General features: G+C 68.3%; 9 protein-coding genes and 1 pseudogene. 7 read left to right on the forward strand and 3 right to left on the reverse strand.

The genetic code is table 11. The features are described from left to right. The first annotated feature begins 310 nt into the window (after positions 1–310). A complete protein-coding gene (locus tag FAZ98_RS11045) occupies positions 311–691 on the forward strand; it encodes a hypothetical protein (protein ID WP_158951248.1) in 381 nt (126 codons plus the stop codon). A 139-nt stretch (positions 692–830) separates the two neighbouring features. Here the strand turns inward: FAZ98_RS11045 and FAZ98_RS11050 are convergent. Continuing rightward, positions 831–1,445 (reverse strand): annotated as a pseudogene (locus FAZ98_RS11050) (ParB-like protein); the annotation flags it as partial. 374 nt (positions 1,446–1,819) lie between these two features. Here FAZ98_RS11050 and FAZ98_RS11055 point away from each other — a divergent pair. Then, a complete protein-coding gene (locus tag FAZ98_RS11055) occupies positions 1,820–2,635 on the forward strand; it encodes a mechanosensitive ion channel family protein (RefSeq protein ID WP_158951250.1) in 816 nt (271 codons plus the stop codon). Positions 2,636–2,721: 86 nt separating this feature from the next. Here the strand turns inward: FAZ98_RS11055 and FAZ98_RS11060 are convergent, their stop codons facing one another. Then, positions 2,722–3,405 (reverse strand): DedA family protein, encoded by a 684-nt coding sequence (locus tag FAZ98_RS11060; protein WP_158951251.1) that lies wholly within the window; start codon positions 3,403–3,405, stop codon positions 2,722–2,724. A 242-nt stretch (positions 3,406–3,647) separates the two neighbouring features. On the opposite strand from FAZ98_RS11060, the gene mutL reads away from it, so the two are divergent. The 5 genes from mutL (at position 3,648) to FAZ98_RS11085 (ending at position 11,237) form a co-directional block, all read left to right on the forward strand. Continuing rightward, positions 3,648–5,804, forward strand: a complete 2,157-nt coding sequence (mutL, locus tag FAZ98_RS11065) for a DNA mismatch repair endonuclease MutL (protein WP_158951252.1) — start codon at positions 3,648–3,650, stop codon at positions 5,802–5,804. After that, on the forward strand, positions 5,801–6,787 hold the full coding sequence (gene miaA, locus FAZ98_RS11070; protein WP_158951253.1) for a tRNA (adenosine(37)-N6)-dimethylallyltransferase MiaA: 987 nt from the start codon (positions 5,801–5,803) through the stop codon (positions 6,785–6,787). The genes mutL and miaA overlap by 4 nt, the downstream gene beginning before the upstream one ends. 416 nt (positions 6,788–7,203) lie before the next feature. Continuing rightward, the gene (gene dalD / locus FAZ98_RS11075) at positions 7,204–8,610 is read left to right on the forward strand and encodes a D-arabinitol 4-dehydrogenase (protein ID WP_158951254.1); all 1,407 of its coding nucleotides are present in this window, start codon (positions 7,204–7,206) and stop codon (positions 8,608–8,610) included. Between the two features lie 140 nt (positions 8,611–8,750). Continuing rightward, on the forward strand, positions 8,751–10,232 hold the full coding sequence (gene xylB, locus FAZ98_RS11080; RefSeq protein WP_158951255.1) for a xylulokinase: 1,482 nt from the start codon (positions 8,751–8,753) through the stop codon (positions 10,230–10,232). A 57-nt stretch (positions 10,233–10,289) separates the two neighbouring features. Beyond that, positions 10,290–11,237, forward strand: a complete 948-nt coding sequence (locus FAZ98_RS11085; protein ID WP_158951256.1) for a sugar-binding transcriptional regulator — start codon at positions 10,290–10,292, stop codon at positions 11,235–11,237. A 192-nt stretch (positions 11,238–11,429) separates the two neighbouring features. Here the strand turns inward: FAZ98_RS11085 and FAZ98_RS11090 are convergent, their stop codons facing one another. Continuing rightward, on the reverse strand, positions 11,430–12,533 hold the full coding sequence (locus FAZ98_RS11090; RefSeq protein WP_158951257.1) for an ABC transporter ATP-binding protein: 1,104 nt from the start codon (positions 12,531–12,533) through the stop codon (positions 11,430–11,432). Positions 12,534–12,574: the final 41 nt, after the last annotated feature.

Genomic DNA, 12,574 nt, shown 5'->3' on the forward strand with positions numbered 1-12,574 from the left:
CGAGCGTGTCGCGCCCATACGATCGCCTCGAAAGCCTCGTGCAAACTTGCGCCGACAGATTTCCGACACGCCGTTGCGCGGGTCCCAACCCGCCCTAGCGGCTGACAAATCTTCACAACTCCGCGCGAGCCGCGCCGAGTCTCGCGCGCACGGCCATGCCCGGCGCACGCGAGCGGCGCGCCGCGTCGCGCGCCATTTATCGAGATGCGGGGACATGCCAGGATCGCGCCACTCGCGCTTGCGGGCCGCAACGCGCATCGCGCGCAGCTTGTGACTCGAGCGCGAGCGCCCGTCCCGCTTTCTCCGCATCATGCTCGACTTCGTCTGCTTTCTGTTCTGGAATCTCGCCCTGCTCGGCGCCGTGCAACTGGCCTGCTGGCTGATTCGTTGCGCGCGCCCCGATCTCACGCCGCACGGCACGCGCATCTTTCTCGGCTTGATGACGATCGCGCTCGCCTTCGACACGGCCCTCACCTTCCTCGTGTTCGCCGATGCGGGCGGACCGTGGCGCATGCACAACCCCAGCGAGACCTATGGCGAGCGCGCTTCGGCGTACGTGCTTGCGGCGCTGCTCGCGTTGATGCTGGCGCGTTACCTGAAGCAGCGCGAGACGCGTCAGCCTCGCCAGCCCGCGCAAGGCCCGGTCGAAATCGAAACCTCGCCTTACAGCAAATCGACCTTGCCGATGTGAGGCCCGCCCGGGCCCCCGGCGCTCGCGCGCCACGCCGGCATCACGCTTTCTTGCGCTTCGCGTCTTTGGCGTCCTTCGTGTCTTTGGCGGGAGCAGCGGGCGCGGCAGCCACCCCAGCCGGCGCTACAGGCGCTTGCGGCACCACGCCCGACCAGCCCGGCAGATAACGCGCGTCGGCATCGTGCGCATGCGCGAGCGCGTCGGCGAGCGCGGCGTCGAAATCCTTGCGCACGTGCGCTTCCGACACCTTGCGGCGCAACCAGTCGGCCCACAGGAATTCGCTGAACGGCGTGGTGTCCTTCGCGTAACCGCCCGCCGTGCGCAACTCGCCCGCGAGACTGCGATACGGGTCGTCGGCGAGACCGGACAACTGCTTCGGCAACGCGCCGAAGTCGCAGCGCTCGCCCGACGCGTCGAACGGATGCACCCACTGGTTGTGCTCCATCATCCGCCAGAACAGTTCGGGCTCGAGCCACGAGAGATCCTTGAGCACCGTCACGCGCACGCTGGCCACGCCTTCTTCGAGCCACGCGCGCCCGAGATGGTGATGATCGACCACGTAGTAGCGCGACTTCGGGCCGAGCACGGCGGGAAACCAGTGCGTGTCGATGGCGCCCGCGCGGCCCTTCTTGTCGAGCGTGTTCCAGTGCGCGCGCTTCGCGCTCACTTCGCGATAGCCGACCGTGATCTGCGTGGGGCGCAGTTCGTCGAGCTTCACGGTCACGAGATGCAGATCGTTGTGCTGCAGATTCATGGGCGTCCTCTTTTCCTGGATTGCGGCGCGCGCGCCTTTGCCACTGCTATTTGCCACGGTCGTTCGCATACGTGTGCGACGCGCGCTCGCGCCACGATAGCGCGAACCGCGCAGGGAAACCGCCTCGTTCGACACGCGCATGGGCACGTTCGTTGCGCCCGCGCGCCGCTTCGCCTATAAATCCACGAGGAAGACGCACGCGGCCGGTGCGTCGCGCGCCTTCCGTCAGCACTTCCCGTCACGCAATCCGCCGGGCTTCGCCAACACGTTCGCAAGCGTGTTTCCAGGCTCGTTCGCCGCAGTCATTCACCGCAGTCATTCGCCAGTTCGTGGCACGTCTTTAAGGCTCAACCAACGACTCAAGCGAGGGCATCGTGGATCTGGAAACCATACGCGTGTTCATCATGACCCGAGGCATCGACTTCGGGACCAAGATCGTCGGTGCGATCGTGCTGTGGATCATCGGCCGATGGGCGATCAGCCTGCTGGCCGGTTTGCTGCGCAAGGTACTCGGGCGCAACCAGCGCGTCGACCCCACGCTCGCGCATTACCTCGGCTCGATCCTCGCGGCCGTGCTGAACCTGCTGCTGGTGCTCGCGATCCTGCAGGTGTTCGGCGTGCAGACCACTTCGTTCGCGGCGCTGCTCGCGGGCCTCGGTCTCGCCATCGGCACGGCGTGGGGCGGCCTGCTCGCGCACTTCGCGGCGGGCGTGTTCATGCAGGTGCTGCGGCCGTTCAAGGTGGGCGACTTCGTGACGGCGGGCGGCGTGACCGGCACCGTCAAGGAACTCGGCATTTTCGGCACGACCATCATCTCGCCCGACAACGTGGTCAACATCGTCGGCAATAACAAGATCTTCTCGGACACCATCTCGAATTACAGCGCGACACCCGTGCGCCGCGTCGAGCTGACCGCGAAGATCGCCAACGGCGTCGATCCCGTCGACGCGGCCACGCGCCTGCGCGCGGCGCTCGCGCGCATTCCCAACGTCGCGCCGGAACCCGCGCCCGACGTCGAGATTCTTTCGTTCACGCCCGAAGGCCCGCTGCTCGCGGTGCGCCCTTACGCGAGCAACGCGAACTACTGGCAGGTCTACTTCGACACCAACCGCGCGATCGTCGAGACCTTCAAGGGCGCGGGCTATCCGACGCCCGAAACGCCGTCGTTCGTGCGCCGCGCGGCGGGCTAGCTGCGAGCCTCGCTCCCGCCATCGCGCAAAACAAAACGGCATCGCCCTCGCAGGCGATGCCGTTTTTTATGCGGATGGCGCTGTACTCAGCCGCCGTTGGGCTTGCGCACACCGCCGCCGTCGGGCTTGCGCAGCATCTTCCAGACGCCGCCGATCAGCACCGGCACGATGGCCGCGCCAATGCCAACGAGCACGATCACGTTCAGGTACTGGCGAATGAACGGAATGTTGCCGAAGAAGAAGCCGAGCAGCACCAGCAGCAGCACCCAGAACAGCGCGCCCGCGATGTTGAAGAGCTGGAAGCGCTGCATGCTCATTTGCGAAACGCCGGCCACGAACGGGGCGAACGTGCGCACGACGGGAATGAAGCGCGCGAGCACGATGGTCTTGCCGCCGTGGCGTTCGTAGAAGTTGTGGGTCTTTTCGAGCGCGGCGCGGTCGAGGAAACGGTCGAGCCCGCGTATGCGCGTATTGAAGACCTTCGGGCCGATCGCGCGGCCAATCAGGTAGTTGACCGTGTTGCCCGTGATCGCCGCGACGATCAGCAAAGTGAGCAGCAGGCCGAGATTCATCTCGTGCGTGGCCGCGAACGCGCCGCCGATGAACAGCAGCGAGTCGCCCGGCAGGAACGGCAGCACCACGAGCCCCGTTTCGCAAAAGACGATCAGGAACAGGACCGCGTAGACCCAGGCACCGTACTGGTGGATGAAAACGCCGAGAAACTTGTCGATGTGCAAGACAAGGTTGACGAACTGCAGCAACGTATCCAAAAGTGACCCTTTTTGATCGTGGGCAGCGCACGTTCGAGCGCGTCGAAACTGCGCGTGCACCGCGTGATTGGCGAGAAGCCGGATTGACCGCGCCATGATACCGAAAGTGCCCGTGCGTCACGAAAAATTCCCGTCAAATGCGCGAATCGTTCTCAAAATGGCGCACAAAGCGCGCCATGTCACACCAACGTGGCAGCCGGTCGGGGCCCCGAGTCCGGCGCGCCAACTCGTTATAATTGCGCATGTCTTCGAATCCCGACCTCACCGGCGCGAGCGACGCCGCCGCCCCGGACCGCGAGCCCACGCCGTCCGCCGCCAGCGCGCCCAGCGGCGCAACCGATCACGACGGTCACGCCAGCGGCCGCGGCGCGCAGCCCGCGCGCGCGATCCAAGCGCTGCCCGACCAGCTCATCAGCCAGATCGCCGCGGGCGAAGTGGTCGAGCGCCCCGCTTCGGTCGTCAAGGAACTGCTCGAAAACGCGCTGGACGCGGGCGCGACCACGCTGCGCATCCTGCTCGACGAAGGCGGCGTCAAACGCATTTCCATCGCCGACGACGGCTGCGGCATTCCCGAAGCCGAATTGCCGCTCGCGCTGCTGCGCCACGCCACCAGCAAGATCCGCTCGCTCGCCGAACTCGAAAGCGTCGCCACGCTCGGGTTTCGCGGCGAAGCGCTGGCGTCGATCGCCTCGGTCGCCGACATGTCGATCACGAGCCGCAGCGCCGACGCCGCGCACGCCGTGAAAATCGACGCGAACACGGGCGCGATTTCGCCCGCCGCGGGCGGCCAGGGCACCACCATCGAAGTGCGCGAGCTGTACTTCAACACGCCCGCGCGCCGCAAATTCCTCAAGAGCGAGCAGACCGAACTCGGCCACTGCCTCGAAATGATCCGCCGCAGCGCGCTCGCGCGGCCGGACGTGGCGATCTCGGTGCTGCACAACGGCCGCGCGGTCGAGCACTGGAACGCGAGCGATCCGTCCACGCGCGTTTCGAAGATCCTCGGCGAGGTGTTCGCCACGGCGCACCTGCCGCTCGACGAGCGCGCCGGGCCGCTCGCCGTGTACGGCTGCGCGGGTCTGCCCACGGCCAGCCGCAATCGCGCCGACCAGCAGTACTTCTTCGTGAACGGCCGCTTCGTGCGCGACAAGCTGCTCACGCACGCGGTGCGCGCCGCCTACGAAGACGTGCTGCACGGCGACCGCTATCCGTCCTACGTGCTGTTCCTCGATCTGCCGCCCGAAGCGGTGGACGTGAACGTGCATCCCTCGAAGATCGAAGTGCGCTTCCGCGACTCGCGCTCGATCCACCAGTTCGTGTTCCACGCCGTGCAGCGCGCGCTCGCGCGTCACGCGGGCGCCTCGCCGGAAACCACTTCCGGCGGTCACGCCGCGCTGATCGAGCCGCGTGCGATTCCGGGCGCGGGCGTGCTCGGCGGCTCGGTCGGGCTCGCCTCGGGCGCGTCGCCGGCCGCCGCGAACTTCGGCAGCGCACGCGCGCCGGGCGGTTTCGGCGCCGACGGCAAATTCGGCACGGCGAGCGTCGCGAGCAGCTTCGGCGGCGCCAGTTCAGGGCCGATGTCGCATGGCGCCGGTCATGCCGGTGGAAATAGCAGCGGCAACACGTGGCAACGTCAGTCGCGCATGACGCAAGGCAATCTGCCCGTCGCGCAGCCGCTCGCGCTCTACGACGCGCTGTTCGGCCGCAAGGATATTGGCGCGGGCACGCCGCAAGGCACGACGGTGCTGCAAGCCGAAGACGCCGCCGGCACGACGGAAACCGCCCGCGCGCCGCAACATCTCGAAGCGCACGACGATCATCCGCTCGGCTTCGCGCTCGGCCAGGTGCACGGCATCTACGTGCTCGCGCAGAACGCGCGCGGCCTCGTGATCGTCGACATGCACGCCGCGCACGAACGCATTCTCTACGAGCAGTTCAAGCACGCGCTCGCCGAACGTTCGCTCGCCGTGCAGCCCTTGCTGATCCCGATCTCGATGCCGGCCGATCCCGTGGAAACCGGCACCGTCGAGGAAGAAAAGGCCACGCTCGAAGCGCTCGGCTTCGACCTCGCCGTGCTCTCGCCCACCTCCATCGCGATCCGCGCGGTGCCCGCATTGCTCAAGGACGCCGACCTGCAGGCGCTCGCGCGCGCCGTACTCGCCGACCTGCACGCCTATGGCGGCTCGCGCGTGCTCACCGAGCGTCAGCACGAAATGCTCGGCACGCTCGCGTGCCACCACGCGGTGCGCGCGAACCGCCGCCTCACGCTCGACGAGATGAACGCGCTGCTGCGCCAGATGGAAGCGACCGAGCGCGCCGATCAGTGCAACCACGGCCGCCCGACGTGGTACCAACTCACGCTCGCCGATCTCGATCGGCTTTTCATGCGCGGTCAATGACGTCAGCAACGCAACCCGAAGCGGGCGGCGCGGCACTGCGCGTCGCCTGCCTGCTCGGCCCCACGGCCTCGGGCAAGACCGCGGCCGCGCTCGCCTATGCCGAGCAGGCGGCCGCGCGCGGGCGCACGGTCGAGATCGTCAGTGTCGATTCGGCGCTCGTCTATCGCGAGATGGATATCGGCACGGCCAAGCCCGATGCGGCCGAACGCGCGGCGGTCGTGCATCACCTGATCGATATCGTCGATCCCGCCGACGCCTACTCCGCCGCCAACTTTCGCGCCGACGCGCTGCGCGTGACGAACGAGATCGTCGCGCGCGGGAACGTGCCGCTGCTGGTGGGCGGCACGATGCTCTACTACAAGGCGCTCACGCAGGGGCTCAACGATCTGCCCGGCGCGGACCCCGCGGTGCGCGCGCAACTCGACGCCGAAGCCGCGCGCGACGGCTGGCCCGCGCTGCACGCGCGCCTCGCCGCGATCGATCCGCCCACGGCCGCGCGCCTCGCGCCCAACGACTCGCAGCGCATCCAGCGCGCGCTCGAAATCTTCCTGCTGGCCGGTCAGCCGATGTCGGTGCTGCTCGCCGCGCCGCCCACGCGCGAGGACGACGCCGCCCGCTACCGTTTCGTGCCGATCGCGCTCGAGCCGTCGGATCGCGCGGTGCTGCACGCACGCATCGCGGCGCGCTTCGACACGATGCTCGCGCACGGTTTTCTCGACGAAGTGAGGGCATTGCGCGCGCGCGGCGACCTCACGCCCGACCTGCCCTCGATGCGCTGCGTCGGCTATCGGCAAGCGTGGGAATACCTCGACGGCGAGATCGACTACGACACCATGCGCGACAAAGGCGTGTTCGCGACGCGCCAGTTGTGCAAGCGCCAGCTCACGTGGCTGCGCGCGATGCCGGAGCGCGTGCTGATCGATTGCTGCGCCGGCGACGCGACGGCGCAGGCGGTCCACGCCGTGGCGCAGGTGGCTGGCTAAGCGGCGCACGCCGCCGGCTGTTGCGCCTGGTTGTTATGCCGGGCTGCCATCCCCGCTGCCAGCCCTTTTCCCGGCACGAATAATCCGCCGCGCGCCGTTGTGCGCCACAGCATGGCGCCCCGCCCCTGCGGCGCGCTTGCTCGCCTTGTCATGCCGACCGATCTCACCGCAGCGCGCCACCGAAACCCGGCGCCCTTCGCTTGACTTTCGACCGCCCCGATACGATCATTCGTTCATCAATCGAGCATTTGCTCGATCTTCAGCCGCCCGTTGCCCCATGCCCGCCGCCACGATTCCCGTAGCGGGCCAGCAATGTGCGGCCATGAAAAAAGCCTTATCGACATGGCAGATGCCCGTCCTGCGCCCCGACGCCGTCAGCGCGTCGGCGTGCGGCGCGGCGAACAACGGAGACACTCATGGACAATGACCGCAGCGGCGCACACGTGATCCTGCACATCGGCGCCGGCTCGTTTCATCGCGCGCATCAGGCGTGGTATCTGCAACGCGTGAACGAGGCGCGCCAGCCCGGCGAGCCCGCGTGGTCGCTCACCGTCGGCAATATCCGCTCCGACATGAACGCCGTGCTCGACGCGCTCGCCGCGCAAAACGGCGTCTACACGCTCGAAACCGTCACGCCGCAAGGCGAGCGCGCCTACGAAACCATCCGCTCGATCCAGCGCGTGCTGCCGTGGTCGGCGGACCTCGCGGGCCTCGTGGAAGCGGGCTCGGACGACGCCTGCAAGATCATCTCGTTCACGGTGACCGAAGGCGGCTACTACCTCGACGAGCACGACCGCCTCGACACCGCCAATCCCGACCTCGCCGCCGACCTCGCGGGCGGCCGCACCACCATCTACGGCGCGCTCGCCGCGATTCTGGAAGCGCGCAAGGCGCGCGGCGGCCGCCCCGTCACGCTGCAAACCTGCGACAACCTGCGCAGCAACGGCAAGCGCTTTCACGCGGGCATGCGCGAGTTCCTCGCGCTGCGCGGCGCGACCGAACTGCGCGACTGGTTCGACGCCAACACGGCCTGCCCGGACTCGATGGTGGACCGCATCACCCCGCGGCCCACGCCCGACGTGGCCGAGCGCGTGAAAGCCGCGACCGGTTTCGACGACAAGTGCCCGGTGATGGGCGAGGCGTTCATCCAGTGGGTGATCGAGGATCACTTCTGCGCGGGCCGCCCGGCGTGGGAGCGCGCGGGCGCGGAACTCGTCGAATCGGTGATGCCGTACGAGGAAGCCAAGATCCGCATTCTCAACGCCACGCACAGCTGCATTGCGTGGGCGGGCACGCTGATCGGCCTCGACTACATTCACGAAGGCACGAACGACCCCGACATCCGCAGCTTCGCGCGCGAATACGTGAGCGAAGACGTGATTCCGTGCCTCACGCCGAGTCCGCTCGACCTGAACAAGTATCGCGACGTCGTGCTCGAACGCTTCAGCAATCCGTATATCCAGGACACGAACCAGCGCGTGGCCGCCGACGGCTTCTCGAAGATCCCCGGCTTCATCGCGCCCACGCTCGCCCAGCGCATCGCCAAAGGCGCGACGCCTGCCGCCACGGCCGTGCTGCCCGCGCTGTTCCTGCGCTTTCTCGAACGCTGGCACACGGGCACGCTGCCGTATCGCTACCAGGACGGCGTGATGGACGAAGCGGCCGTGCATCGCCTGTTCGAAAGCGCCGATCCGGTCGCCGTGTTCCTCGCCGACAAACTGCTGTGGGGCGGTCTCGCCGACAACCCCACGCTCGGCGCCGCCGTTCGCGATGCGCTCGCGCGCGTCGACGCGTGGCTCGCCTCGCGCGGCTTTGGCGTTTGAAGCGTTCGACGGGTTCGACGCGTTCCGCCTGTTTTTTTACGCTACACGCGCCGCGCGCGCCCTTGGGGTCGGCGCGCATGGCGCCGCGGGCGGCGCGCGGCTAAAGTAGCGCCAACTTCCTCACGTTTTTCCGCGCGCTCATGTATCTCGGCATCGACCTCGGCACCTCCGAAGTGAAAGTTCTGCTGCTCGCGCCCGAAGGCCGCGTGATCGGCACCGCCGGCACGCCCTTCGTCGTGTCGCGTCCGCACGCGCGCTGGGCCGAGCAGAATCCCGCCGACTGGTGGGACGGCACGCGCCGCGCGCTCGCCGCGCTGCGCGCCGCGCATCCGCATGAATTCGCGCAGGTGCGCGGTATCGGCCTCTCCGGCCAGATGCACGGCGCGGTGCTGCTCGACGCCGAAGACCGCGTGCTGCGGCCCGCGATCCTCTGGAACGACATGCGTGCCGTCGACGAATGCGCCGAATTGACCGCGCGCGCGCCGCAGCTGCACCGTATCGCCGGCAATCTGGCCATGCCCGGCTTCACCGCGCCCAAGCTCCTGTGGGTCGCGCGCCACGAGCCCGACCTGTTCCGCCAGACCGCCTGCGTGCTGCTGCCGAAGGACTATCTGCGCCTGCAACTCACGGGCGGCAAGGTCTCCGACCCGTCCGACGCGGCGGGCACGCTCTGGCTCGACGTGGCCAAACGCGACTGGTCCGACGCGCTGCTCGACGCCTGCAACATGACGCGCGCGCAAATGCCCTCGCTCGCCGAAGGCAGCGCGCCCTCGGGCACGCTGTTGCCCGCGCTCGCCCGCGAATTCGGTTTGCGCGACGACGTGATCGTGGCGGCCGGCGGCGGCGACAACGCCACGAGCGCGATCGGCATTGGCGCGACGCAGCCCGGCGACGGCTTCGTCTCGCTCGGCACGTCGGGCGTGCTGTGCGTGGTCGGCGACCGCTTCCGGCCGAACCCCGCTTTGGCCGTGCATGCGTTCTGCCACGCGATTCCCGACCGCTGGCATCAGATGAGCGTCGTGCTCTCGGCGGCGAGCTGCCTGCGCTGGGTCTGCAAGCTCACGGGCACGAACGAGCCCACGCTGCTCGCGGAAATCGAGCAACTCGCGCCGGCCACGCTCGGCGAAGCACCGATCTTCCTGCCGTATCTCTCGGGCGAGCGCACGCCGCACAACGACCCGTACGCGCAGGGCGTGTTCTTCGGCATGACACACGCCACCGACCGCGCGCTGCTCGGCTACGCCGTGCTCGAAGGCGTGACGCTCGCGCTCACCGACGGCCTCGACGCGCTCGCGGCCGCGGGCACCGAAGTCGGCGCGCTCTCGATGCTCGGCGGCGGCGCGCGCAGCGGCTACTGGGCGCAAATGGTCGCCGACGCGTTCGACACGCCCACGCGCCAGCACGGCGGCGGCGAAACCGGCGCGGCGCTCGGCGCGGCGCGGCTCGGCTGGCTCGCGGCGGGCGGCCATGCTGCCGACGTGCTGACCAAGCCGCCCATCGTCGCCGAATACACGCCGAACGCCGCGCGTCATGCGGCGCTGCGCGAGCGCCTTGGCGCCTACCGCGCGCTGTACCGGCATGTGCGGCCGCTGTTCGAGCCGTCGCGCGAGCGCCTCGTCTGACGCGCCTTTCGCCGCGAACGCCCCACTTTCGTCATCCCGCGAGCCCAGATTCACACCGTGCCCAAGTCCACCGAAAAACTCGATCTCGCGACCCGCGCCGCCTGGCTCTACTACGTGGCCGGCAACACCCAGAACGAGATCGCCGAAAAGCTCCAGGTGTCGCGCCCGGTCGCGCAGCGCCTCGTCGCGTTCGCGGTCGAGAAGAACCTGATTCGCGTGCGCGTCGATCATCGGCTCGCCGACTGTCTCGCGCTCGCGGATCAATTGTCGAAGCGCTACGGGCTTTCGGCCTGCGAAGTCGTGCCCGTCGACAACGACACGCCCGAGGAAATCGACCGCAAGCTGGCCGTGGCGGGCGCCCAGGTGATGGAGCGCTACCTCGCCGAAGAACGGCCGATGGTGGTGGCCGTGAGCAGCGGCCGTACGCTCAAGGCCGCCGTCGACCAGATCGCGCAGCTGGAGCGGCCGCAGCACCGTCTCGTGTCGATGGTGGGCGCGATCGCGCAGGACGGCTCCTCGAACCGCTACGACGTCGCGCTGCACATCTCCGAAAAAACCGGCGGCAAGCATTTCCTGCTGCCCGCGCCGCTCATGGCCGACAGCGAGGCCGAGCGCGCGCAATGGTGCAATCACCGGCTGTATCGCATTGTCGAGTCGCTCTCGGGCGAGGCCGATGTCGCGTTCGTCGGTATCGGCAATATTGGCGAGCATTGTCCGCTGCACGAAGACGGCTTCATCACCTCCGGCGAAGTGCGCGAGCTGATGCAACAGGGCGCGGTGGCCGAAATGCTCGGTCTGCCGATCGACGCGGCGGGCAAGCGCGTGGATTCGGCCACGGGCCGCCGCGTGACGAGCGTCTATCTCGACTCGCCGCCGAAGCGCCCGACCATCGGTTTCGCGGGCGGCGAACGCAAGCGCCGCGCGGTGCTCGCCGCGCTCAACGGCGGCTGGCTCTCTGGACTCGTCACCGACGAGTTGTGCGCGCGCGCGGCGCTCGAAGGCTGAACGCGCGCGCCCGCCCGCGCGCGACGCGGCGCGATCACGGCGCGCCCAGCACGCACGGCACGCCGGCAAAAAAAAGCGCCCGCACGTAGCGGGCGCAATATCTCAGACAACTACCACCTCGGTACGACACACGCTCGACGCGCCGCCAACAGGGGAGAAAGGCGGCGCGCCCTCCTGCAACGACCCTTCGATTCAAGCCGCCAGTTCCTGCGCGAAGCGGCGCTCGAACGCCAGCCCCTGCGCATTGAACAGATGGCAGTGATCGGCCGGCGCGCCAACCTTCAGCGCCTCGCCGCGTTCGTGCTTTTCCAGCGGCGGAATGCGCGCGATCAGGCCGTCCTGCGCGACCGGGCACTCGGCGTAGAGATAGGCGGCGTCGCCGAGCGACTCGACCGTCATCGCCTTCGCGCTCACGCCTTCCGTGCCCACGTGCAGGTGCTCGGGGCGAATCCCCACGGTCACGCTGTCGCCTTCGCGCGCGCCGCCCGGCTCCACGGCCACCATCTGCGTTTCGCCGGTCTGATAGCGCACGAGAATGCCGTCGCTCGTGATCTGCGCGACCGTGCCGTCGAGGAAGTTCATCTTCGGCGAGCCGATGAAGCCCGCGACGAAGCGGTTCGCCGGTGCGTGATACAAACGGTTCGGACTGCCGACCTGTTCGACGTTGCCCGCTGAGAGCACCACGATCTTGTCGGCGAGCGTCATGGCTTCGACCTGGTCGTGCGTCACGTAGATCATCGTGGTCTTGAGCTCGTCGTGCAGGCGCGCGAATTCGAGGCGCATCTTCACGCGCAGCGCGGCGTCGAGGTTCGAGAGCGGTTCGTCGAACAGGAACACCTTGGGCTTGCGCGTGATCGCGCGGCCGATGGCCACGCGCTGACGCTGGCCGCCCGACAGCTGCTTGGGCTTGCGATCGAGCAGATGGTCGATGTGCAGGATCTTCGCGGCGTTCTTCACCGCCGCGTCGATCTCGGGCTTCTTCGCGCCCGCGAGCTTCAGGCCGAACGCCATGTTGTCGTACAGCGTCATGTGCGGATAGAGCGCGTACGACTGGAACACCATGGCAATGCCGCGCTTGGCGGGCGGCACGTCGTTCATGCGCGCGCCGTCGATCGTGAGATCGCCGCCGCTGATGTCTTCGAGGCCCGCGATCATGCGCATGAGCGTGGTCTTGCCGCAACCGCTGGGGCCGACGAACACGACGAACTCGCCGTCGCCGATATCGAGGTTCACGTCGCGCAGCACTTCGGTTTCGTCGTAGCGCTTGTGGACGTCTCTGAGGATCACGCTTGCCATGATGTGTCTCCGGTGCGGGCGGCGCATCGTGCGCGCCGCCG

The organism is Paraburkholderia acidisoli (assembly GCF_009789675.1).
Lineage (GTDB): Bacteria > Pseudomonadota > Gammaproteobacteria > Burkholderiales > Burkholderiaceae > Paraburkholderia > Paraburkholderia acidisoli.